Here is a 23,290-nt window from a genome sequence, read left to right as displayed (position 1 = left end):
GGCGCATGAGCGACTCCTTCGATGCGCTGGCCGCGTCGACCGGCATTGCCTTGCCGCCGGCTCTGCGCGCTCTGATCGAGTCGGGCCGGGCGAACCGCGACGATCCAGAGCAGATGGCCTTGCTGGCGATTTATGATTTTCACTGGCTGTCGGCGCAGCGGGCCGGCGAGGTGATCGGCGAGTGGCTCAATCCCGTCAAGCAGAAAGGCAATGTGTTTCTGCCGTTTGCCCGCTCCGGCGCGGGCGATGCGTACTGTCTGGTGCGCTTGCACAGCGGGGAAGAGGGCGTGTGCATGGTGTGGCACGATTCAGGGGCCTCGCACCTGCATTTCAGCAGCTTCGACCGCTTCGTCGCGGGACAGTACGTGGCCGCGTTCGCCAACCTGACGGAACTCGACGAGGGGGCCGGCGACGATCCGGAAGGCTATGTGCGGGCCGACGTCGCCCGGGTGATCGATCTGCTCGAACCCGCGCTTCAGGATGTGCTGCGCGCCTGCCTGGCCAAGCCGCTGATGGAGCGGCCCTACAAGCTGGGCTACCGGGCGCGTCCGGAGATGGTGCTGTCGTGGATCAGCCAGGACGAGGAGGAGGCGCTGTGTGCCCAAGTCAGCAATGCCGACCCTGTTTCGTTCGACGTGGTTGCGCGCTGGGAAGAATAGATTCATCCGAAGGGCGTCGTGATGACTGTCCCTTGATCAGCCTGTACCGTAATCAGACTTTTCGCACTGGCCCAGGATATTGAGCGAGTACCGAATCGGCAGTCAGCAAAACTATCCCCTCGACCGTCGCTTGAGCAAGCAGCATCCGGTCAATTGTCAACCAGCGAACGGGCAGTTGCGCGTAACTGCGCGGGTTTCCAGGCGGCCCACAACAGTAAATGCGTGTCCAGCAGCAGTTTCACTTGCCGTCTTCAAACATGGATTCGATCTCATTTTTTCCCATTGTGTCGAAATCCTCTGGGATATTCACGTGCCCCGTCATAAAACCCAATCGCCTGACCGGACCGGTAGCCTGCGCATCGAGTGCCATGACTTTGACCATCGGTTTCCCGGCCATCGAAATAATAAAGCTTTCCCCCTTCGCAGCCTCTTCCACTAAAGTGGACAGATGTGTCTTTGCGTTATGAATGTTGACCGTTTTCATTCAAAACTCTTTCTTGTCGGTTCAGCCAGTTTAGCGAAGTTACGCTAGCTTGCAAGCCGCGCGCTGCAACTGATCCGCGTCGCAGCCGGCAATCAGGATCTCTCGGGCGCCGAAATCGGCTGCCAGGGGCGGACTGCCGTGGTCAAGTAATTTCCGGCACCACGATAGGTTCGCGTGCCGCCATTCCTCGCTCGTAGACTGGATGACCGGCGGGGCCAGACAGGCCACGGAGCGGGCAACGGCATATCAGTGGGAGGCATCGGACTATTTCGCCGCGATCGACGACGCTCCCGCAGGCAGCACCCGGCAACCAGTGCCAGCTTGCCAAGCCTATTCGATCCTGAGCACGCCATCGTCAACAAGCACACCCTGGCTGCCGCTTGCCGCGTCCGACCGGCCCTGGTTGTCGTAATCGACGACCTCCCGGTTCGTCATCGCATCCAGATGCCAGATCCGGATGTGCAGGCGGTGTTTGCCATCTGCCGGGTTCGGGCCGGCCACCGCCGTGAGCGTGAACTGGTAGTTACCGGCGCCATTCACCGTGCCGCCGCCACGGTATTCGATCCTCGCCCCTTTCACCACCACCGAATCGAAGCGGGTACTCTCGAACTTGAGATGGGCGGTGCTGAAACGCAGTAGTGCCTTGCCCTGCGCCCGGCGTCCGTCGTTCTGGTATTCGGAGAAGAACGCGAATGTTGCGCGCCCGGAGTGGTTCCTGCTGGACGTGACGGCCCCGGGTGGGGAGAAGAACCCGCCTTCGCCGCTGATGTAGGCGCCCGGTCCGCGTACGACCACGGTGCGCTGGACGGTCGCGCTCTTTGCGCTGCTGTCGGTGACGGTGAGCTTCAGCGTGTAGACGCCTGTCGCGCGGTACGTGTGCTTGCCGCTTACGACGCCGGTGCCGTTCTTTTCGACGACGGTGCCCGCCTCGTCCTTGCTGCCATCACCCCATGACCAGGTGGCCCTGTGGGTGTCGCCCAGGTCGGCGTCCTTGAAGCTGGCGAACACCGGCAGGGGCCTGTTGACCCGCGCTGCGCCGCGCAGCTGGATCGGACCGACCGTGGGGGCAACATGGGTGGCGGCTTTGGGCACCAGCAGGACCAGCCCGGCATTCGAATCGGCGACAATTGCGCCGTTGTCGGAGATGGCGCGGGCAGCCGTCAGCAAGAAGCCCGGCGGCGCGAGCGCAATGCGCGTGTTCAGGTCGACCAGGCCCCCGGCGTTGGTCCATACAAACGCGCGGCCGCCGCCATCGCGCGCTTCAGCTGTTCCGACAACCTGGCCGGCCTGATTGATGTCGTAAGCATTGGAGTTACGGCCGCCGAATGTGCCCAGCTCTTTCATGCCGCCCGGCCTGGTCCAGGCAAAGGCACGGAAAGGGCCGTCGACGATGCGAATGCCGCCGACGACCGTGTCGCTATCATTCATGGCGATCGTAAAGGCGTCGGCATCGGCGCGCTGCGGGCCGAGATCGCGCATGCCTTTCTCCGGCGTCCACAGGAATGCATGGGTCAGTCCCTGCGCTGTCGCCGCGTGGCCGGCCACGTGGCCGGCGCCGTTAATGGCGACCGAGTCCGAATCCGCACCCCCGAGCGTCCCCAGTCCGGCCATCCCACCCGCTTCGGTCCACCTGAATGCGAGGCCGCTGCCAGCGGCATTTCGGGTGTTTCCCGCGACCTGCCCGGCCTCGTTAATCGCCATCGCGAGCGACGGTCCGTTCAAGGTGCCCAGGTCGAGCGGTACATTCTCCGCGCTCCATCGCGTCGCATGCAGGCGCTCCAATACGGGGCCGGAGAAGGGGAGGTAGCCGACAACCTGTCCGCGGCTATTGATATCGAACGCGGCCGACGTGGCGAAACTGAACGGGGGGCTGTGCAAGGTCACCATGCCCGTTTGCGCGGTCCAACGGTAGGCGTGCGTATCGGTACTTGCCGGATTGAAGTTCGAACCGCCGATGATCTGTCCGAAATCATTGAGCCCATTCACGTAGGAGCCCGCACCGCCGAGCGTCCCGAGATTGCTGAAGGTCGTCCCGTCGTAGAACCGTGCCATGGTCCGGTCGTTCCCGACGTCCTCGGTGAACGCAACCTGTCCTTTGCCGTTGATATCCAAAGGGCCGTTGGCGCTTGGGGAAAGATGCACGATGCGATAGATCGTCCTGGCCGGCGGCGCCGTGGTGGTGGCCGCGTAGGCCGTGTCTTGCGACGCGGCTGAAGGTGGACTGCCGCCCCATGCTGCCAGTGCGGCAAGCGAACACAGGACCCAACGCGTCCAGCCTTGCCCGCGTTGGCCTATTCTCATTTTCGTTCTCATGTCTTTCTCCGGCTAAGTGAGTGCGTCAGGTCAACCAGGTCGCCTGACGCATGCGACCGGGTGTCCCTGACTTCACCTTAGGTAAAGCGCCGCGCCCGTTACTGGCTCAGGTCAATCGATGGCTTGAGAGCGCGACAGTCGGCGCGTCGCGACGCCGCCGGGCGCAAGAGGGTTGGAGGAAATAGAGACTGCGCATGATGGGCGCGCGCAACAAAAAGAGGGCGGCGCAAGGCGATCTTGCTTCAGCGGCGCATGAGGTCCGGCTGTTGTCAGAAACCTGCGTCGTTTTTCGCCCGCTTGCTGTGACGGTGTGAGCGCCGCCGCGCTTCAATCGCGTCGACTCAGGTGCCGCACACCGCGTTCAGGTACCCGAGCACAGCCCCTTCGATCGGATCGGCCAGGGATGGCGACACTTCCGTCTCTACCCGTCCGGCTGCATCCGTCAGCGCGCTGATGAGCGCCATCAGGTCGGACGCCGTCCGCTCGGCGCGCGCCGCATCCAGGCCCGGGTAGGTGGCAAGAAATCTGGCCAGCGCGGCACGCATCGCCGCAGCGTGGGCGGTATCCGGCATCAGCGACGCCAGCCGCCCCTGTTCCGTATCGAGCAATTTGGCCAGCTGCGGCCGGCGCAGCTGGTAGCGGACGCCTGTCTCGACCAGCTCGCGCAGCGCGCGCCGGTGCTCCTTTCCCTGCAACGCTTCGCTCGCCTCGCGCACCAGCTCCAGCGATTCGCGTTCGATCAGCGCGATCGTCACCGCATCCTTGGTCGGGAAATACTGGTAGAGCGAACCGATGCTCACGCCGGCGCGGGCGGCGATGGCATTTGTTGTATATCCTTCAAGTCCATGCAGCTCAAGAATGTGAGCTGCCCCTTCCAGGATGGCACCGACGGTATGGGCGGAACGGGGCTGGGATGGCGTCTTCCTTGGCGCCAGCCGGCGCACGACCGCCTTCTTCGATTGCGAGTTGTTCATGCGACAGCATGCTCATATCATTTCCGGGTCAAGTCAAGCGCAATATCGAGCCGCCTGACGCAACCAAGGAAGCGCCACGCATGAACCATCCCGAATCCAGTTCCATCCCGACCGCCGGCGACCAGGCGCTGCTGCTGCAGACCGTCGCCGCAGTGCAGGCCGCCGGCCAGGCCGTCAAGTCGCGTTTCGACCCTGCCGCGCGGCCGCGGAGCATGCCGGAAATCGCAGCAGCGATCACGGCCAATGACGTCATATCGATGACGATCCTGCGCGAAGCCCTGTCGCGCGCCCGCCCTCATGCCCGCTGGGACGACGACGAGGAGGGCCGTGGCGCCTTGCCGCCGGGAGAGTGGTGGGTGTGCGATCCGGTGGAAGGGGCCATCAACCATATCCACGGCTTGCCGGACTGGGGCGTCACGGCGACGCTGGTGCGCGATAACGTGCCCGTGCTGTGTGCGATCCATCTGCCGCTCAGCGGCGCCACCTATACCGCGCTGAGCGGGGGCGGTGCGTGGCTCAACGGAACGCGCCTGAATGCCTCGTCGAAATCCGATTTGCGCACGGCCATGGTTGGTACCGGCCAGGCTGCGCCGAACGAAGGGACCGCTGCCTACCTGCACATCGGACGCTCGGTCGCCGCGATGCTGGAGGCGGCGCTGGTGGTGCAGGTGTCGGTGCCGTCGACATTGCAGCTGATCCGCGTCGCGGCGGGCCATCAGGATCTGTTCTGGCAAGCCAGCCAGGTGCGCTCCGGCCTGCTGGCCGGCGCCTTGCTGGTTGCCGAAGCGGGCGGCCGCGTAAGCGATCTGGTCGGCGCGCCGTGGAACACGGACAGCGGCGGCTTCCTGGCCGGCGCACCTGCGCTGACAGCGCAGGCGCTGGCCGTCCTGGCGTCGCTGGAAGCTGCGGCATGAACCTGGCGATTTTCGGCGCGACGGGTGCCACCGGGCGCCACCTGGTTGAGCAGGCCCTGGACGCGGGCCACCAGGTCCGGGCGCTGGTGCGCAGTGCGGACGGCCTGCCGATCGCGCATCCGCGCCTGCGGATCGTTGTCGGCACCTTCGCGCAACCGGCCATCGTCGGCGGCGTGGTGCAGGGCGCCGATGCCGTCATCAGTGTGCTCGGCGCGCGCAAGGGCGAAGCGTGCGCCATCTGTACCGAGGGCGCACGCAGCATTGTGCAAGCGATGAACACGGCTGGCGTGCAGCGCCTTGTGGCATTAAGCGCGTACGGCGCGTCGGAAACGCGCAATGCCTCCCTGTTCATCCGCTTTATCCGCAAGATAATCGCCGCGAAGATGCGCGACAAGGACGGCATGGAAGCGCTGGTGCGCGACAGTGAACTCGACTGGACCCTGGTGCGGCCGCCAATACTGACGAATGGCGAACGAAGCGGCAGCTATCGCGCCGGGACGGCACTCCAACCAGGCGTCACGGGCAGGCTGTCCCGCGCCGACCTTGCCGCCTTCATGCTGCGCGAGGCAGGTGAAGGCAACTACATCGGGCAGGCGGTTGTGGTGTCGCGGTAGCCAGGCGCGTTCGCGAAAGAGCAGGGCACCGCGTTTCCATGCGACACCTCTGTTCCAGCGAGCCGCTACCGGAACGGTGAAATCAGCACCGACGACGCTTCCGCTTCCTTGCGGGCGCGGCAGCGGTCGAGCATGGAGCGCACGCCGGTCAGGTCGGTGCCGGACATCCGGCCGTACAGATAGCGCAGTCGGGACCGGTTCTCTTCGCCCTGCAGTGACTGGTTCATTTCATACGTGATCGCGTACGCAGCCTGCTCGCGCTTGCTGCCAAAGCTTCCGTTCAAATAGGCTTGCGCAAGCCACGCCGCCGCGCTGGCCGATCCGGCGCTGGCCGCATCCTTGCCGTAGCGTTCGGCGATCGCCAGGAGGTCGGCGATGTCGTTCGCCGACGCACCGCCGACCGCCTGCTTCACGGCGGCGACCGTCGGCGCGTTTTTCGATACCAATAACTTCGCGGCAGTCGACCCCGCATCGGCCGCCGGGATGAGAATGTTGATGGGGTTGGCAAGCAGCCTGGCGGGAAGCCGTCGGCACCCGGCCGCGCCAACGAAACGGACGTCGTCGATCGAAAACTCCATGCTGTCGAGATAGCGCGTCGTGTTCGCACACGGCCTTACCTGCTGAAACAGCGCCAGTGCGGCGCCTTCATCGCCGCGCTGGGACAGCCCGGCCAGCGCCAACACATCCATGTTTCTAGCAAGAACGGCACGGATGGTATTCCGTACCAGTTCATCGGGCGATGGACCTGCGGACGCGCGCAAGGGTGGCAGGCAAACGTCGCCTGCCACCGCTTGCGTCGCGGCGACGGCGGACGTGGCATGCGCCGTTGTCGTGCCAGCGGCCGCAGGTGCCGCCATGTTGCTGCGTGCCGGCACCGGCGCAGCGGGCTTGTCGCGGGCCATCCAGAAGGATGCCGATATCAGCGCCACCGCGCCCAGAATAGCGGCTGCGGTGATGGTTGTCGCCGGCACCGGCCGTTCTTCTGCACGCTGACATTGTTGCACCGGCTTTTTCATCGTACATCACTCGCTATGTGAAGAATTCTGGCGCCTGCCACCGATTGCCACAGTCGGATAGCTTATTCCAAACCCACTGTAAATCTGTTCCATATTGCCACCCTCCGGCCATCGGGAAAACTCTTTCAACAGCTTTCCATCCCGATAGAAAGCGAAGGTCGGGAGCGTGATACTCGATACCTCCGGCCATTCGCTGCGGCTATGGATGAGCGCATAGGGCAAGGACGGATGCGAGCGGTTCCAGGCAATAAACGCGTCATAATCAAAACTCAAGTCCTGAATGGCCAACAGTTTGATGCGGTTTTTCAATAACGGACGCAGCGCAGTGTCGTTTTCCATCGCCAGTACGGCATCGGTCGCAAAGTGGCAGTGCGGCGAGGCGAGTATGACAAGGAATGTCCCAGGTGGCATGTTGACAGGACGCCGGATCAGGCGCCGTGCTTCTCCTACTTGCCATTCGGTACGTTGTTTCGCGGATAACGGCAAAGGATCGATGGATATGATACGCCGTTCCTCCGCACGTTTGTGGTGGCGCGATAGAAAAGCATTTGCGCCTTGAAAATCGCGAACCGCAAGATAGGCCTGCAACATGTTTTCATAATCCGCGGATTTGGCAATTTTCAACGTCACCATGCGGCGAAAAATCTTGTCCATCGGCGGCAGTTTATTTTTATCAACCGTATAAAACAGCGTGGAAAGCGTTGCCTGAAACACGGGAAGCAGATCCTCATCCGGAATCGACCCGCCAATCTCCTTGAAGCTGCTGGAAAAGATTGCATCGATCATCGCTGCCTTGCGTCGTTCCGGCATGTCACTCTGCGCAACCGATGCGGAGGCCTCGTAATATCTTTCAAGACGAGCCTGCGCATCCGACGTTGCTGAGGAGTATGTAGAGATCAGTAAAAGCGCCGCACCCGCCAGGAGCTTGCACCGTGTGCGTGTTGGGTTCATCGTGGCCTCATCCATGAAATTCTGTTCCCCGTGGGACTGACGTCGGCGGATCAACATTTTGCTTTACAGATACTGTTGGTCTGGTGTGCGCATCCGCCGCCGCCCCATGTGCACCGGTAATTCCAGTAGTCTCCATTGGGCATGGGTTTCGGTTGAGGTTCCTGTCCGACAGGGTCCGATGGCCCAGCGCCGCCGCCACGACCGCCACCACCGCCGCCACCGCCTCCCGGCAAGTTGCCCGGCAGGCCACCACCACCGGGAAGCGGCTGATCGCACGTGCCCCATGCGGGGTCGAGGAAGCCCCGGCATTCCCCGTTTGCACTCTCCCAGCGCTCTGGCCTGGCTGTCGTTCCCCCTTGGGTCTGAATGGTGCTGACCGAGCTTTCCGATCCGAACAGGCGCAGCACCCGGGCGATTTTGGCCGGCGACAGCTCGCGCTGCAGATCGGCATAACTGAAACCGGAAAGTCCGTGCTGGTTGAAGGTGAGACTGGACACAAAGCGTTCTCTCGCCGTTGGCGACAGCAGGTACAGCGCATTCGATTGCGGCGGTACCATCTTCATGTACTGAATTAAATCGGCTTGGGATTTAATTGGGGCAACTTGCACCGATAAGGCGTCCTGGGCTTGTATCTGTGCTTGTCTTTCTTTGGTTAATGCCGTTTCGGAATGCGTTTGCGCACTTGCATGTGCGGTCAGGCCCAGTGCCAGCATCAGGCCGGTTGCGTACAGTCGGTATCGTTCCATGGGAATATCTCCTTTGATCAATTGTTTGCGTTATTGAGAGAATATGGCAGGGCGAAAAGGCGTTGGTGCGGATAAGTGACCAAGATTACTGTGCATTCTTATGTCATCAGCCGCTATCTGAATCTATTTGTAACCATCGTACTATCCGCTTTTTTCTTCGTCTATCGTCGATTCGCATCAACCGTGACGTATATGCCACAAACACGGATAAATATTATTGCTGTGATTGGCGCAAAATGCTTAGAAGATATTGTTTGGAAGTATTCCGGGTATATTCATGTCGGGGGATATATTGAACAGTCAATCGAATGCCAGCAATCGAATGCTGATATATCTGAAATATTTTAACTACCATTGCGCAGATTTCCCACAGAACGAGCGGACCGCCATTTGCAGCCTTCTTTTATTTTTTCTGGGAAAATAGCTGAGCGCACCAGCCCGCGCCGCCATTGATTTGCCACTGCGCAACGCGGCGGCATTGTGCGGGCCGATTGGGAAATGTTGTTGGCGTACATTGAAACTGCCGCCGTCGCGACCTTGCTGGGCCGACATGTCCGGCGAGCCGGCAGAGCCTCGCTCGCTACCGGGTCGAACGCGGCATACCGCGAGACCGAGTTGTCCCTCGGATTCATGCCGCAAACGCCAGCTCAGCGCCTGCCGCGCGCGCAGTCCACGAAAATGGCACGGCCCGGCTTGTCGGCGCTTGTCGAATCGCCGGTGACATTCGCCCGTGGTTTGTCCGGGACGAGGGTGACCGGGGTGCGTGTGTGGAAAATGTCGCGATTTGCGCAAGGACAGTTCGTAGCAACTATAATAAACATTCGATCGCACTGTTCTGCTCCCTGCTGTTAGCCAAAACGGACCTACCAACTCTATGCAATACGTGTCTACCCGCGCCGCCAAGGCCGCCGCTTCGCAAGCTCCTCAACAATTCTCCGACATCCTGCTGGGCGGCCTTGCGCCGGACGGCGGCCTGTACCTGCCGGCCGAGTATCCGCAGGTGAGCGGGGCCGAACTCGATGCCTGGCGCAAGCTGTCCTACGCCGAGCTCGCCTTCGAGATCCTGAGAAAATTCGCGACCGACATTCCCGAAGCGGACCTCAAAAAGCTGACCAAAAAGACCTACACGGCCGAGGTCTACCGCAACGTGCGCAAGGGCGAAAAAAGCGCCGACATCACGCCGCTGCGCATCCTGGAACAGGACGGCGACAAGACCCTGATCCTGCAAGCGCTGTCGAACGGCCCGACCCTGGCCTTCAAGGACATGGCGATGCAGCTGCTGGGCAACCTGTTCGAATACACCCTGGCCAAGGATGGCGCCGAACTCAATATTTTTGGCGCGACCTCGGGCGACACCGGCAGCGCGGCCGAATACGCCATGCGCGGCAAAAAGGGCATCCGCGTGTTCATGCTCTCGCCGCACAAGAAAATGAGCGCCTTCCAGAGCGCGCAGATGTTCAGCCTGCAGGATCCGAACATCTTCAACATCGCCGTCGAAGGCGTGTTCGACGATTGCCAGGACCTGGTCAAGGCCGTCTCGAACGACCTGCCGTTCAAGGCGAAGCAAAAGATCGGCACCGTCAATTCGATCAACTGGGCACGCGTCGTGGCGCAGGTGGTGTACTACTTCCGCGGCTACCTCGCGGCCACCACCGACAATGCGCAAAAGGTCTCGTTCACGGTCCCGTCGGGCAACTTCGGCAATATCTGCGCGGGCCACATCGCGCGCATGATGGGCCTGCCGATCGACCGCCTGGTGGCCGCCACCAACGAAAACGACGTGCTCGACGAATTCTTCCGCACCGGCGTGTACCGCGTGCGCAAGTCGGCCGAGACGTACCACACCAGCAGCCCGTCGATGGACATCTCCAAGGCGTCCAACTTCGAGCGCTTCATCTACGACCTGGTCGGGCGCGATGCCGATCGCGTGCGCGCGCTGTTCCACAAGGTCGAAACCGAGGGCGGTTTTGATTTGTCGGGTAAACCGGGCAGCGATGGCGACGAATTCAAGCTGGTATCGAACTACGGCTTCTCGTCGGGTAAATCGACCCACAAGGACCGCCTCGACACCATCCGCGACGTGCAGGACGACTTCGACATCACCATCGACACCCACACCGCCGACGGTATCAAGGTCGCGCGCCAGTACATGGCGCCGGGCGTACCGATGATCGTGCTCGAAACCGCGCTGGCGGCCAAGTTCAACGAAACGATCCTCGACGCGCTGGGCGTGGACGCCGAACGTCCACCCGGCTTCGAGGATATCGAATCGCTGCCGCAAAAGTTCGTCGTCATGCCGGCCGACGTGGTGCAGATGCAGGCTTACATCGCCGCCAACACGGGTTTGTAAGGGCATGGCGAACGAACCGCAACAGAGCCGCCCGCCCATGCTGTCGGTGCGCGAGGCGCTCGATTTCCTGCAAGGCGCGGCGCGTCCCGTGCTCGATACCGAAGTCGTGCCCACGCTGGGCGCCAACGGTCGCGTGCTGGCCAGCGCCCAGGTCTCGACCATCGACGTGCCGTCCGCCGACAATACGCAGATGGACGGCTACGCCGTGCGCGCGGCCGACTGCGCAAGCGGCGCGGCCACGCTGACGGTCACCCAGCGCATCCCGGCCGGCACGGTGGGCAAGCCGCTCGCCCCCGGCAGCGCGGCGCGCATCTTTACCGGCGCCATGATTCCGCAAGGAGCCGATGCGGTGGTGATGCAGGAACAGTGCGAAGCGGGTGCGGACAACACTGTCACCATCAGGCACGCGCCCAAAGAGGGCGAATGGATACGCCGCGCAGGGGAAGACATCGAAGCCGGCGGCGCCATCCTGGCCGCCGGCACGCGCCTGCGCAGCCAGGAGCTGGGCCTGGCCGCCTCGGTCGGTCTTGCCAACCTGCCGGTGTTCCGCAGGTTGCGCGTGGCGGTGTTTTTTACCGGCGACGAATTGACCATGCCGGGCGAAGCGCCAGGCGGGCAACTGGCGCCGGGCGCCATCTACAACTCGAACCGCTTTACCCTGCGCGCGCTGCTGGAAAACCTGGGCTGCGCGATCAGCGATTTCGGCATCGTGCCCGATACCCTGGAAGCGACGCGCGAGACCTTGCGCAGCGCCGCGCGCCAGAACGATCTGATCATCACCTCTGGCGGCGTCTCGGTCGGCGAGGAAGACCATATCAAGCCGGCGGTGGAAGCCGAAGGACGCCTGAACATGTGGCAGATCGCCGTCAAGCCGGGTAAACCATTGGCTTTCGGCGAAGTAGATCGCGCCGGCGGTTCGGCCTTTTTCCTCGGCCTGCCGGGCAATCCGGTATCGAGCTTCGTCACCTTCCTGCTGTTCGTGCGCCCGTTCATCCTGCGCTTGCAGGGCGTGAGCGGCAAGGTGGAGCCGCGTGCGTACGCCATGCGCGCCGATTTCGACTGGCCCAGGGCGGACCGTCGCAACGAGTTCCTGCGCGTGCGCATCAACGACGCCGGCGGGCTCGATCTGTTTCCGAACCAGAGTTCGGGCGTGCTCACGTCTACCGTCTGGGGCGATGGCCTGCTCGACAACCCGGCCGGCCAGACCATCAAGGCGGGCGAGATCGTGCGCTTCATTCCATTTAGCGACTTACAGCATTAGGCATCAATGAACATTACACTGCGTTTTTTCGCCAGCGTGCGCGAAGCACTCGGCACTTCCCAGGAAACGGTCGCTCTGCCACCGGGTATCGACACGGTCGCCCAGGTGCGGCGGCACCTGATGGAACGCGGCGAGAAATGGGCGCTGGCCTTGTCGGAACAGCGCCCCCTGCGCACCGCCTTCAACCAGGTCATGTGCGGCCCCGACCAAGTGGTCGAAGAGGGCGCTGAAGTGGCGTTTTTCCCGCCGGTGACCGGCGGCTGACGCTGTTATTCCTGCCGCGCGACCCAGGCGGCAATGCCCGCGATGCTGCGAAAGTCCGCCACCGAGCGGCATGCAATGTGCGGATGACGCGCCTGCATCATGCGCGCCAGCGCGGCGCCCGGTCCCAGTTCCAGCGCCACCGTGGCGCCGGCTTCGACCGCCGCATCCATGCAATCGCTCCAGCGGATCGTCTGCACCAACTGGCGTGCTAATGCATCCACGGCCTCCTCTTGGGTGCGCAGCGCCAGCGCGTTCACGCCGCCCAGCACCGGACAGGCCGGCATGGCGAAGTGCAGCGCTGCCAGGGCCGCGTCGAATGCGCGGCGGGCTGGCGCCATCAGCGAAGTATGCGACGCCACTGCGACCGGCAGGCGCTGGAGCTTTGCGCCTTCGGCCGACACCGACTCGCCCAGCGCCGCGAGATTGTCTTCCGGCCCCCCGGCAATGCAGGCATCGGCATCGTTGACGATCGCGATCTCGTATCCGTGGCGCGCCGCGATCGCGCCAGCCTTGTCGATCGCCAGGGCGCTGATGGCGGTCATCGCATGGGGCGGTCCCACGCGCGCCGCATGATCCATTGCCGTGGCCCGTATGCGGCTCAGGGCTATCGCGTCCGACGGGGCAATCGCTCCCGCCACCGACCACGCGGCCACTTCACCGATGCTGTAACCGGCAGCGAGCATCGGCTTTGGCAAGTGCGCGCGCAGCGCCTCCCAAACCGCCAGCGTGCAAGCGACAATCGATGGCTGGGCGACTGCGTTATCGAACAGCGTAGCCGCGTCAGGACGGATGCCGGCCTGGTCGAGCAGGCCGGCGGCCTGCGGATCGGTGCGCGCCAGGTCGAACATGCCCGCGTGCTGGCCGCCCTGGCCCGGGCACATGATGAACAGGCCGCGCGTCACCGTTCGTGCTCCGCCGTCAGCGCATGCACGAAGCAGCTTGCCGCCAGCAGGTCGGCGGCGCCGCCGGGCGACAGATTGCGCTCGACGAACGCGCGGTGGATCGCCAGCGCGTGCGCCTCCCAGCCGTTCGATGCGGTGCCGCCGGCATGGAGGAACGCGCTGGCCTGGATGCGCACGAAGGCCGCGCCCTGCGGTCCACCACGGTGTACCACGTTCGTATCGCTGACATGCATCATCAGTGCGAACAGCGCATCGATGCGCGCCTGCCTCGGTCCGCGTCCTTCGGCCAGCGTGCGCCGCAAGGCGCCCAGGCCCGTCTGTAAGACCGAGGGCAGGCCGCTGGCCGCTTCGTGGCGCGCGCCGCTGGCGCCGTGCAGGGCCGCCGCGCTCAAGCCGTGCGAGCGTTCGTTGACAGGTACGGAGTGGTTTGCCAGCTCCTTGCCCCATCCCGCGCGCAGATGCGATTGCAGCGCCGCCGCCGTCATCTCGCCGCCATGGGCGCAGGCACGTCCGGCGGCGGCGCACAGCAGGCCAATGCTGAAGATCGCGCCGCGATGGGTGTTGATGCCGCCGGTGGCGCGCAGCATGCGCTCCTCGGCCTCGATGCCGAGCCGCTTGAGTGTGGCGAAAGGTGCGTCGTTGCTGCCCGCGTGGAAGATCAGGCGGAAGTAATGCCGCAGCGAGAACAGGCTGCGCATGAAGGTGACCGCGTTCATGTCGGTGTGGCTGCCGTTGTCGACCAGCGAAACCAGCCCCGGTTTGGGATACAGCGCCAGTTCGGCGTACAGGCTGGCGATTGCCAGGCGTGCGGCGCGCTGCCCGAATCGGCGTACATCGACTGTGCGCGTGGCAGGAGACAGCGTGTCCATCATCCGAGCAGGTCCCGCAGCGACGCCGTCGTAGCCAGCCGCACCATGTTGGCGTCCTTGACCAGCACCCGGGCATCGTTGCCAGCCGCGTCGCGCCATTCTTTCCACGCCACCGCCGCGCCGCCAGGGAAAACAATCTCGCCGTCGAGCGGAAGGCGCGGTGCGTACGCTTGCAGCAGGTGCAGGCCGACGTCGAGTTCTTGCAGGCTCCCGGGCTTGAACAACAGGTCGATGTCGGAAGTTTCAGTCAGATAGTTCAGGCCCGTCACGGCCTGCAGGGCCAGCGAGCCACAGGCGCGCAGCGTGATGGGACCGGCGTCGGACAGCAGTGCCGCCAGTGGACCTGCCCATCGCGCCGGCGCCACTGCGGCTGCGGCGCGCAGCGGCAGTGCATTGTCAACGCGCGCCACGGCATTGTCGTCCACCAGTAATGCAATGCGCAGTTTGCGGCCCGCATCCGGGGGCAGCGCCAAGCCCAGGCACACTGTGCCGGGTGCTGCATCGGGCGTGCGGCGCGTGACGATCAGGGGCCAGTCATGGCCGCGCCATTGTTCGAGGGCGTGCGCATGTTCCGGCGCGGCGCCAGCGAGCGCGTCGGCCCATCCGGTGCCGCTTAGCCAGACCTGGTCATGACGCGAGTACATCGGACCCTGCGACGATCGCCTCGATGACCGGCTGCGCGAGCTTGCGCCCGCCGCGTTCCAGTCCCCGTGCGCTGCGCATGTCGGCGGCGCCGGCGTCGGTGAATGCCTTGGCAAGCGCGGCGGCCAGCTCGCCATCCCAGATCGCCTCGATGCCGCCCATGCGGGCATAGTTTTCCGCCCCAGGCGCAAAGACGGGATTCGATGCGGCCAATTCGGTGAGCCGTTCTTCGGGCACCTTGGTGATGCGCGCCATAGCGGGCAGTCCCATGACGCGAATGGTGGCGTCGGGCAGCGCGTAGCAGGCGTCGGCCATCATGCCGCTGGTGATAAACCCGCCGGAGAGCGCCTGGTCGTACACCAGGCCGACAATCTTGTGGCCCGAGCGGCGCGCCAGATCGACGCATTTGCCCAGGTGCGCCATGTAGCTGTTGATGCCCAACATTTCGTCGCGATGGCGCAGGCGCTGGCCCTGGGTGTCGACCAGGATCAGGATCGGCCGCCCGGGATGTTCGCGCACCGTGCGCAGCACGAAGCTGGCCTGTGCCAGCGCGATTTCGACGCCGATCGGCGCATGGTCCGTGGTGCCGACCACCGCGATATCGCCGCCGGCGACGCGTGCGCTGCCGCTGAGGAAACTGTCGCTTTCCGTGATTGCATGGCCTTCGGGGAACAGTTGCGCAGCCAGTTCGTTCCAGTTCATCGTGCGCCTCCCAGTGTGTGGCCAGCCGCGAGGGCGGAAAAGGCGTCGGCCTCCATCATCGGCACGGCGGCCGGGTCGGGCACACCCAGTTCGCGCCACGCGTCGAGCGGATCGGCGCAGCCGCCGAAACGCGCGATGCGCTGGCCGAGCAATGCCTGTTCGGCCTCCAGCGTGGCCAGGCTCAGTTCCACGCCGGCGCGCCGGCTGTGCGCGATGGCGTCAATCGCCGCGGCGCGGAACGCTTGCACTTCGTCGGGCACGATGGCGTGGCAGTCGCCCATCAGATAGCGGTGCTTGCCGCCGGTGGTGCGCCAGACCAGCGCGCGGTCGCGCGAATCGAATTCTTCCACCCCCGACGCGGTTTCGATCACCTCGGGTCCCGACATGGCCAGCCGGCCTTCTTCCGACATGACAACCGCATTCGCGCAGCGCGCCACGATGCCCATGCCGCCGAAGCAGCCGTTCGAGCCGCCCACCAGCGCGACCACCGGTATGCCGGCGGCGCGCGCGTCGAGCAGGGCGCGCATGACTTCCGAGACGGCGATCAGGCCGGCGTTGGCTTCGTGCAGCCGCACGCCGCCGCTTTCCAGCAGCAGCACCACCGCGCCGGCGCGCTCCTGCACCGCGCGGCGCAGCAGGCCGGTGAGCTTGGCGCCGTGCACTTCGCCCACCGCGCCGCCCATGAAGCCACCTTCCTGCGCCGCGCACAGGACCGGCTGGCCGTCGAGCAGCGCGCGGCCCACGGCCACGCCATCGTCGAAGGCGACCGGCGCGTTCAGTTGCCCCAGGTGCGGGCTGGCCACGCGCGCCGACGGCGGCAGGAATTCTTTAAAGCTGCCCTGGTCGAACAGGCGCGCAAGCCGTTCGCGCGCTGTCAGTTCAAGATAGCTGTTCAAGGTGCGTCTCCCAGCATGGTCTGCACCGCCTGATCGAGCCGCAGGCTGACCACGGCGGGCGTGGCGCCCATGTCGTTAATCGCAATGCGCGCGTCCTTCAGTTGCCAGCGTTCGTGAAAGTCGCGCATGACCGCTTCCCATGTCGCGCCAAAGCCCACGGCGGCGGTGCTGATGTCGATCGTGCAGGCGCCACCGAGGGGCGCCGATTCGATCAGCACCTCCAGGTTGCCCGAGCCGACCACGCCGACCACCTGCGCCTGCGCCGGCAGCGCGCGGCTGCCTTGTTCGAAGCGATATGCGAGCGTTTCCATAGATTCTCCGGGTTCTTGTTTATGACTACCAGTTGCGAAAGCGCTTCGGCGGGTTGTACAAACCGCCGGAGGCGCGCACCAGCTCTTTCATGTTCCTGGCGGCGAGCAGGTCGCGCGTGGCGAGCCGCTTGTCGACGCCGATATCTTCCGCGCGCTGGATAATACCGCGATCGCGCAGGTTCTCCACCATGCGGCGGTCGCGCCCCATGCCCACCGGCGTGTAGCCGGCCACACCGCGGATCGCCTGTTCGCGCTCCTCGTCGCTGCGGCACAGCAGCAGGTTGGCGATGCCTTCCTCGGTCAGGATGTGGGTGACGTCGTCGCCGTAGATCATCACCGGCGGCAGCGCCATGCCGGCCTGCTCGGCCAGGTCCCACGCATCGAGCCGGTCGACAAAGGCCGGCTGCATATGCTCGCGGAAGGTCTCGACGATCTGCACCACCAGTTTCTGGCCGCGCGGGATGGTGTTGCGGCCCTCGCGCGCCTGCTGGCCGGCTTTCAGCCACGCCGGGCTGGCATGACGCCGTCCGCGCGCGTCCGCCCCCATGTTGGGCGCCCCGCCGAAACCGGCGATACGGCCCTGGGTCGCGGTTGATGAATTGCCCTGCAAATCGATTTGCAGGGTTGAGCCGATGAACATGTCGCAGGCATAGTGCCCGGCGGCCTGGCACAGGGCGCGGTTGCTGCGCATGCCGCCGTCCGGCCCCGTGAAAAACACGTCGGGTCGGGCGCGGATGTAGTCTTCCATGCCAAGTTCGGAGCCGAACGAATAGACCGATTCGACGAAGCCTGATTCGATCGCCGGAATCAGCGCCGGATGGGGATTGAGCGCCCAGTGACGCGCGATCTTGCCCTTCAGGCCAAGCGATTCGCCGTAGGTCGGCAGCAGCAGTTCGATGGCCGCCGTGTCGAAGCCGATGCCGTGGTTCAGGCGTTCGACCTGGTAGGGAGCGTAGATGCCCTTGATGGCCATCATCGCCATCAGCACCTGGATTTCCGAAATCTGGGCCGGGTCGCGCGTAAACAACGGTTCTATATAGTAGGGGCGCGGCGACTGCACCACGAAGTCGACCCAGTCGCCCGGAATGTCCACGCGCGGCAGGGTGTCCATGATGCGGTTTGCCTGCACGATCACGATGCCGTTCTTGAAGGCCGTCGCCTCGGCAATCGGCGGCGTGTCTTCGGTATTCGGGCCGGTGTACAGGTTGCCGTGGCGGTCGGCCGCTTCGGCCGCGATCAGGCACACGCGCGGCGTGAGGTCGATAAAGTAGCGGCTGAACAGTTCAAGATAAGTGTGGATCGCGCCGATTTTCAGTTTGCCGGCGGCGAGCAGTTTGGCCACGCGCGCCGCCTGCGGTCCGGAGAAAGAAAAATCGAGGCGGTCGGCGATGCCGCGCTCGAACACGTCCAGGTGCTGCGGCAGCGCCAGCACCGATTGCAGCATATGCAGTCCGTTCACGCGCGCCGGGTCGAGCTGCGCCAGCGCCTGGCCCAGAAAGTCGGCCTGCTTCTGGTTGTTCCCTTCGAGGCAAACGCGGTCGCCGCGTTCGATGACGGCGTACAGCAGGTCCGGCAGCAGCGCCGCCGGCAGCGCCTTGCCCTCGAGCGCACCGCCAAGCGAAGCGCCGGCGCGTGCCAGGCGTTCGGCGCGGTTGGTTTGCAGCGTGTTCCACTTCGCTGGCGATGCACTCATCTATTTTGCTCCCATCATCATGTCAGGCAGGCCGGTCGCGATCGAAGGGAAAAGGCACAGAAGCACCACCGCAACGAGCATCAGGCCGAGGAAGGGCATGACGCCCCAGATCACATCCTTGAGCGGTATGTCCGGCGCGATGTTCTTGATCACGAAGATATTCAAGCCCACCGGCGGATGGATCAGCCCCATTTCCATCACCACGGTCATCACGATACCGAACCAGATCAGGTCGAAACCGGCGTCCTTGAGCGGCGGCAGGATGATCGGCGCGGTCATCAGGATAATCGAGACTGGCGGTAAAAAGAAGCCGAACACCACCACCATCAGCAAAATCACCGTCAGCAGCACCCAGCGCGACAGGTGCATGTCGACCACCCACTGCGCGGCCGACTGGCTGATATGCAGATAGCTCATGACATAGGAATACAGCAGCGACATCCCGATAATCAGGAGCAGCATGGTCGATTCCTTGATGGTCGAGGCCAGGATCGGCGACAGGTCCTTCGGCCGCCACACATTGTAGACCACGGCGATCAGCACCAACGCCAGCATGGCGCCCAGGCCGGCCGTTTCGGACGGCGTGGCATAGCCGCCGTACAGCGCCACCATCACCCCGATCAGCAGGATGATGAAGGGTAGCACGCGCGGCAGCATCTCGACCTTTTCGCGCAGGGTGAAGTGCTCGGTATCGAGGTAAGGCGACTTGTCGCCGCCCGCTTCGTAGATGGCCTTGGCCATGGCGTACTCTTTGCGTGCGCGGAACACCGCGTAGCCGGCGAACAGGGCGACGAGCAGGATGCCGGGGCCGATCCCGGCCAGGAACAGGCGTCCGAGCGACTGTTCGGAGGCGACCGCGTACAGGATCATGGTGATCGACGGTGGCAGCAGGATGCCCAGCGTGCCGCCGGCGGCGATGATGCCGGCCGCAAAACCTGGCGAGTAGCCGCGCTTGCGCATCTCGGGAATGCCGGCCGAGCCGATGGCCGAGCAGGTCGCGGGCGACGAGCCGGCCATCGCCGCGAACAGCGCGCACGCAAACACGTTGGCGATGCCCAGGCCTCCGGGGATCTTGTGCAGCCAGGTGTGGATGGCCGAATACAAGTCCTTGCCGGCCGGTGACTTGCCGATCGCCGCGCCCTTGAGGATGAACAGGGGGATCGAGAGCAGGGTGATGGAGGCCATTTCCTCGTACACGTTCTGGGTCACCGTGTCGAGCGAGGACGCCGGCATGAAGAAGTACATGAACGAAATGGCCACCACCCCGAGGGCAAAGGCGATCGGCATGCCGGAGCACATGACGATCAGGGTGACGACGCCGTACAGGGCGCCCAGGGTCAGGTCGCTCATGGCGCGCTCCGTTGGCCGGCTGGCTTGTTGGTGATGTGGGTCAGAACCTGGATCAGGATCTGCAGGGTCAATATGGTCATCCCGAGCGACATCATGCCGTACGGGATCCACAGTGGCGGCGCGAAGGTCGACGACGTGGTCTGGCCGTCGACCCAGGCTTCATGCAACAGGGTCCATGATTTCCAGGCGAAGAAGGCGCAGAACAGGCACGACACCAGGTCGACCAGGAACAGGCGCACCGCGTTGAGCTTCGGCGGCAGCAGCGACGACAGCGCCTCGATGCCGATATGGCCGCGGTACGACTGCACGTAGCCGGTGCAGAAGAAGGTCACGCCAACGAGCATGAATACCGCCGCTTCATCCTGCCAGTCGGTGGGCAGCTTGAAAAAATAGCGCGACACCACCGAATAGGTCAGCACCAGCGCCGTGATGACGAGGGCCGCCATCGACAGCTTGAGCAGCATGCTGTTTAACCGGTCGAGCATGCGCGACACGGCTGCCAGGACCGGATGGTCCGGCACCGCCGGCCCTTTGGCCGGCGCCAGTTCGAAGCCGTGGCTCACAAGGTTTTCTCGGCCAATGCCAGCAACTTGGCGCAGTTGGCGTTTTTCTCGCGGTAGTCGGTCCACGCGGTGGTGCGCGCGATGGCTTGCCATTTCTTGACGACGGTCGCGTTCAGGTCGACCACCTTGGCGCCGGCTTTCTGGTACACCGCGGCCACCGCCGCATCGTCGGCCTGGGCCGAGGTGCGCGCGAAGCCTTCGAGTTCGCCGCCGACCGCCATCAGGATCGCCTGCTGTTCCCTGGTGAGGCGCTCGAAGACCGCCTTGGACATCAGCAGCGGCTCGAACATGAACCAGTACGCGCCGCCGCGGCCCGTGGTCAGCGCTTTCGACACTTCCTCCAGGCGGAACGAGATCAGCGACGTGGACGAGGTCAGCGCCGCATCCATCGCGCCGGTCTGCATGGCGGCGTAGATTTCGTTCGACGGCAGCGTGACGACGGCGGCGCCGGCGGCCTTGAGGATCAGGTCCATCTCGCGCGAGCCGCCGCGCACCTTCATGCCGCGCACGTCTTCCGGCTCGACGATCGGCTTGCTGCGCGAGGCCACGCCGCCCGCCTGCCAGATCCAGCTCAGGACCACGATGCCTTTTTCGCCCAGGATGCGTGCCAGTTCCTTGCCCACCTCCGCTTTTTTCCAGCTGTAGCCCTGTTCGTAGGTGGTCACCAGGCCGGGCATCAGGCCGATGTTCACTTCCGGGACTTCGCCGCCGGCGTACGACAGCGGCACCAGCGACAGGTCGAGCGCTCCCTTGCGCATGGCCGAGAACTGCGCATTCGTTTTCATCAGGGACGAACCGGGATAGACTGAGAACTTGAGCGTGCCCTTGCTGCGTTTTTCCACCTCGGCCGCAAACATCCGGCACAGACGGTCGCGGAAGTCGCCTTCGTTGATGGTGCCGCCGGGGAACTGGTGCGAGATTTTCAAGCTGGTCGTCTGGGCCCAGGCATGTTGCATCCAGAGTGGGCTCGTGGCGAGCGCGGCAAGAACGGTTCTGCGGGTCATTGCGGTCATACTTCCTCCAAGATGATGGAAACTTCGCTGGGTGGCACTACTTCGAAGGACGGCGGGGCAGGCGCATGGGTTTGGCGTATGCAATCGTCGTTTCTTGGTATACAGTAATATTTCTAAAAATACCTTGTCAAGTTCTATCGTGCTTTTATAATGAAATCTTGTATACAACCCGGTACAGTAAATACAAATGACAAGCCGTTCTGAAATACTCCGGGAAAAGATCGAAGAGTTGATTGCGGTCGGCGCACTGGCGCCCGGCCAGCATCTGGACGAGACCGAACTGGCTGCGCGTTTCGGCGTGTCGCGCACGCCGATCCGGGAAACGCTGATCCAGCTAGCCTCGATGGGATTGGTGGTGATCCGCCCGCGGCGCGGCGCGGTGGTGGCCGAACTCGGGCCGCACCAACTGGTGGAGATGTTCGAAGTGATGTCGGAACTGGAGGCGACCTGCAGCCGGCTGGCGGCGCGCCGCATGACGCCGGCCGATCACGCCAGGCTGCTGGCCGCGCACCAGGCTTGCCGCGACGCGCGCGACGCCAGCGATCCGGATGCCTACTACTACCAGAACGAAGCCTTCCACGAAGTCATTTACGCGGGCAGCCATAACCAGTTCCTGTTCGAGCAGACGCGCAACCTGTACCGCCGCCTGCGGCCTTACCGGCGCCTGCAGCTGCGGGTGCGCGGCCGGGTCGGCGCCTCCTGGGACGAGCACGACGCCGTGGTGCAGGCGATCCTGGCCGGCGATGGCGAGAAGGCGGGGCAGCTCACCCGCGGCCACGTGATGATCCAGGGGCAGCGCTTCGCCGATCTGATGGCGTCCCTGCCGCAGCTGGCGGCGGGCGCGCTGGTGCCCTCCTGACGGCGCGGCGCGTCAGGCTGGCAGCTTGTACCAGGCGTCGACGATATCGTCCACCAGTTGTTTGACGTGCAGGTTGCCGGGGAAGGAGCGGGCGTAGCTGGCCGCGCGCCGCACCGCGCTGGTAAACGGCGCGCGCCGGCCGACGCCCGACATCAGCGCCTGGCCTTCGGGCATGCCGAGATAAGCGATGATCTTGCGCGGATCGAGTTGCGGGTCGTCCAGCTGCGCCAGCACCGTGTCGCCGTACGGGCGGCGGCTGACCCACTGCTCGGTCAGGGCAGTGGCGTGCAGCCAGGCGGCGTAGCGGGTCGCGTCCCCGGCGCCGAAACTGCCGATCGCGTGCGGGAAGTCGACGCGCGTACCCCGCAGCAGCTCGCCGATGGCCTGGCGCGTCTCCGGCAGCATGGGCGCGAGCAGGCGCTCGTCGAAGGCCGACACCATGACGTCCACGCCATAGCGCGATGGTTCGGCGGCGATCAGCTGCACGTGGCGCAACTGCAGCTCGCGCGGCACGAAGCGCAGTGCGCGCGCCAGTTCGCCGGCGACCTCCTCACCGTCCATCAAGCCGCTTCGCTTGGCGCGCATCAGGATCTCGATGGCTTCTTTCGCGCCAACCGCCTGCGCCAGCGGAAAGGTGGCGCTGCGCGCGATGCGCCGGCTGGGCGAGGCGGCGAGCGCGCGCAGGTCGCGCTCGATCGCGTCGTTCATGCCGGAGGCATTGGTGCGCGTGTGCAGGCCGCCGAGCAGGACAATCTGGTGGATCTGTTCATCTTCCGACACGGCCGCGCGCACGGCGGCGCGCACCCGCTCGACGTTGGGCGCGCTCGCCTCCATGCGCTGCAATGCGCTGGCGCGAGCCGCCTGCGATGGCGCGGCGGCGGCCAGCGCGTTCAGGCTCGCGCCAATCGCCAGAATGGCCAATGCACTTTTCATGTGGTCTCCAA

At 64.5% G+C, this 23,290-nt stretch carries 25 protein-coding genes; 7 read left to right on the top strand and 18 right to left on the bottom strand.

Annotation, left to right across the window (positions count from 1 at the left end; genetic code table 11):
- The first annotated feature begins 5 nt into the window (after positions 1-5).
- On the top strand, positions 6-659 hold the full coding sequence (locus RBA40_RS17145) for an SMI1/KNR4 family protein (protein WP_306648999.1): 654 nt from the start codon (positions 6-8) through the stop codon (positions 657-659).
- 238 nt (positions 660-897) lie between these two features.
- On the opposite strand, the gene RBA40_RS17140 is transcribed toward RBA40_RS17145, so the two are convergent.
- The 3 genes from RBA40_RS17140 to RBA40_RS17130 all read right to left on the bottom strand — a co-directional run bounded on the left by RBA40_RS17140 (position 898) and on the right by RBA40_RS17130 (position 4,430).
- On the bottom strand, positions 898-1,143 hold the full coding sequence (locus RBA40_RS17140; RefSeq protein WP_306648998.1) for a type II toxin-antitoxin system Phd/YefM family antitoxin: 246 nt from the start codon (positions 1,141-1,143) through the stop codon (positions 898-900).
- 330 nt (positions 1,144-1,473) lie between these two features.
- The gene (locus RBA40_RS17135) at positions 1,474-3,456 is read right to left on the bottom strand and encodes a PKD domain-containing protein (protein WP_306648997.1); all 1,983 of its coding nucleotides are present in this window, start codon (positions 3,454-3,456) and stop codon (positions 1,474-1,476) included.
- Positions 3,457-3,797: 341 nt separating this feature from the next.
- On the bottom strand, positions 3,798-4,430 hold the full coding sequence (locus RBA40_RS17130) for a TetR/AcrR family transcriptional regulator (protein WP_306648996.1): 633 nt from the start codon (positions 4,428-4,430) through the stop codon (positions 3,798-3,800).
- An 80-nt stretch (positions 4,431-4,510) separates the two neighbouring features.
- On the opposite strand from RBA40_RS17130, the gene RBA40_RS17125 reads away from it, so the two are divergent.
- Both RBA40_RS17125 and RBA40_RS17120 read left to right on the top strand, forming a co-directional pair.
- A complete protein-coding gene (locus RBA40_RS17125; RefSeq protein WP_306648995.1) occupies positions 4,511-5,344 on the top strand; it encodes an inositol monophosphatase family protein in 834 nt (277 codons plus the stop codon).
- Positions 5,341-5,958 (top strand): NAD(P)-dependent oxidoreductase, encoded by a 618-nt coding sequence (locus RBA40_RS17120; RefSeq protein WP_306648994.1) that lies wholly within the window; start codon positions 5,341-5,343, stop codon positions 5,956-5,958. Before RBA40_RS17125 ends, RBA40_RS17120 begins: the two co-directional genes overlap by 4 nt.
- A gap of 65 nt (positions 5,959-6,023) precedes the next feature.
- Here RBA40_RS17120 and RBA40_RS17115 read toward each other — a convergent pair whose 3' ends face one another.
- The 4 genes from RBA40_RS17115 to RBA40_RS17100 form a co-directional block, all read right to left on the bottom strand.
- Entirely contained in the window at positions 6,024-6,974 is a 951-nt protein-coding gene (locus RBA40_RS17115; protein ID WP_306648993.1) for a hypothetical protein, read from the bottom strand.
- Between the two features lie 6 nt (positions 6,975-6,980).
- Entirely contained in the window at positions 6,981-7,925 is a 945-nt protein-coding gene (locus tag RBA40_RS17110; protein ID WP_306648992.1) for a hypothetical protein, read from the bottom strand.
- 50 nt (positions 7,926-7,975) lie between these two features.
- Positions 7,976-8,671: a hypothetical protein gene (locus tag RBA40_RS17105; RefSeq protein ID WP_306648991.1), complete on the bottom strand. Its 696-nt coding sequence runs from the start codon at positions 8,669-8,671 to the stop codon at positions 7,976-7,978.
- A gap of 348 nt (positions 8,672-9,019) precedes the next feature.
- The gene (locus tag RBA40_RS17100) at positions 9,020-9,223 is read right to left on the bottom strand and encodes a hypothetical protein (RefSeq protein ID WP_306648990.1); all 204 of its coding nucleotides are present in this window, start codon (positions 9,221-9,223) and stop codon (positions 9,020-9,022) included.
- Positions 9,224-9,545: 322 nt separating this feature from the next.
- On the opposite strand from RBA40_RS17100, the gene thrC reads away from it, so the two are divergent.
- Genes thrC through moaD form a run of 3 tightly spaced genes read left to right on the top strand, consistent with a single transcriptional unit; the run spans position 9,546 to position 12,546 of the window.
- Positions 9,546-11,021: a threonine synthase gene (gene thrC, locus RBA40_RS17095; protein WP_306648989.1), complete on the top strand. Its 1,476-nt coding sequence runs from the start codon at positions 9,546-9,548 to the stop codon at positions 11,019-11,021.
- Between the two features lie 37 nt (positions 11,022-11,058).
- Positions 11,059-12,282, top strand: a complete 1,224-nt coding sequence (locus tag RBA40_RS17090; RefSeq protein WP_374710511.1) for a molybdopterin molybdotransferase MoeA — start codon at positions 11,059-11,061, stop codon at positions 12,280-12,282.
- 6 nt (positions 12,283-12,288) lie between these two features.
- Positions 12,289-12,546, top strand: coding sequence for a molybdopterin converting factor subunit 1 (gene moaD, locus RBA40_RS17085; protein ID WP_099879344.1), 258 nt, complete (start codon positions 12,289-12,291; stop codon positions 12,544-12,546).
- Between the two features lie 5 nt (positions 12,547-12,551).
- Here the strand turns inward: moaD and RBA40_RS17080 are convergent, their stop codons facing one another.
- The 10 genes from RBA40_RS17080 to dctP are packed head-to-tail and all read right to left on the bottom strand — an operon-like array spanning position 12,552 to position 21,487.
- Complete coding sequence (locus tag RBA40_RS17080) at positions 12,552-13,448, bottom strand: ACP S-malonyltransferase (RefSeq protein ID WP_306648987.1); 897 nt, start codon at positions 13,446-13,448, stop codon at positions 12,552-12,554.
- A complete protein-coding gene (gene mdcB, locus RBA40_RS17075) occupies positions 13,445-14,320 on the bottom strand; it encodes a triphosphoribosyl-dephospho-CoA synthase MdcB (protein ID WP_306648986.1) in 876 nt (291 codons plus the stop codon). Before mdcB ends, RBA40_RS17080 begins: the two co-directional genes overlap by 4 nt.
- On the bottom strand, positions 14,317-14,961 hold the full coding sequence (mdcG, locus tag RBA40_RS17070; RefSeq protein WP_306648985.1) for a malonate decarboxylase holo-[acyl-carrier-protein] synthase: 645 nt from the start codon (positions 14,959-14,961) through the stop codon (positions 14,317-14,319). The genes mdcB and mdcG overlap by 4 nt, the downstream gene beginning before the upstream one ends.
- Positions 14,945-15,661, bottom strand: coding sequence for a biotin-independent malonate decarboxylase subunit gamma (mdcE, locus tag RBA40_RS17065; protein ID WP_306648984.1), 717 nt, complete (start codon positions 15,659-15,661; stop codon positions 14,945-14,947). Before mdcE ends, mdcG begins: the two co-directional genes overlap by 17 nt.
- Positions 15,658-16,557: a biotin-independent malonate decarboxylase subunit beta gene (locus RBA40_RS17060; protein ID WP_306648983.1), complete on the bottom strand. Its 900-nt coding sequence runs from the start codon at positions 16,555-16,557 to the stop codon at positions 15,658-15,660. The genes mdcE and RBA40_RS17060 overlap by 4 nt, the downstream gene beginning before the upstream one ends.
- Positions 16,554-16,868, bottom strand: a complete 315-nt coding sequence (gene mdcC, locus RBA40_RS17055) for a malonate decarboxylase acyl carrier protein (protein ID WP_306648982.1) — start codon at positions 16,866-16,868, stop codon at positions 16,554-16,556. Before mdcC ends, RBA40_RS17060 begins: the two co-directional genes overlap by 4 nt.
- Before the next feature lie 25 nt (positions 16,869-16,893).
- Complete coding sequence (gene mdcA / locus RBA40_RS17050; RefSeq protein ID WP_306648981.1) at positions 16,894-18,561, bottom strand: malonate decarboxylase subunit alpha; 1,668 nt, start codon at positions 18,559-18,561, stop codon at positions 16,894-16,896.
- On the bottom strand, positions 18,562-19,911 hold the full coding sequence (locus tag RBA40_RS17045; protein WP_306648980.1) for a TRAP transporter large permease: 1,350 nt from the start codon (positions 19,909-19,911) through the stop codon (positions 18,562-18,564).
- Complete coding sequence (locus RBA40_RS17040) at positions 19,908-20,474, bottom strand: TRAP transporter small permease (protein WP_306648979.1); 567 nt, start codon at positions 20,472-20,474, stop codon at positions 19,908-19,910. Before RBA40_RS17040 ends, RBA40_RS17045 begins: the two co-directional genes overlap by 4 nt.
- Entirely contained in the window at positions 20,471-21,487 is a 1,017-nt protein-coding gene (gene dctP / locus RBA40_RS17035) for a TRAP transporter substrate-binding protein DctP (protein WP_306648978.1), read from the bottom strand. The genes RBA40_RS17040 and dctP overlap by 4 nt, the downstream gene beginning before the upstream one ends.
- 187 nt (positions 21,488-21,674) lie before the next feature.
- On the opposite strand from dctP, the gene RBA40_RS17030 reads away from it, so the two are divergent.
- Positions 21,675-22,346, top strand: coding sequence for a GntR family transcriptional regulator (locus RBA40_RS17030; RefSeq protein WP_306648977.1), 672 nt, complete (start codon positions 21,675-21,677; stop codon positions 22,344-22,346).
- 12 nt (positions 22,347-22,358) lie between these two features.
- Here RBA40_RS17030 and RBA40_RS17025 read toward each other — a convergent pair whose 3' ends face one another.
- A complete protein-coding gene (locus RBA40_RS17025; protein ID WP_306648976.1) occupies positions 22,359-23,279 on the bottom strand; it encodes a hypothetical protein in 921 nt (306 codons plus the stop codon).
- Positions 23,280-23,290: the final 11 nt, after the last annotated feature.

The organism is Massilia pseudoviolaceinigra (assembly GCF_030846505.1).
GTDB lineage: Bacteria > Pseudomonadota > Gammaproteobacteria > Burkholderiales > Burkholderiaceae_D > Telluria_A > Telluria_A violaceinigra.
This window is presented reverse-complemented; position numbering and strand designations above follow the sequence as displayed.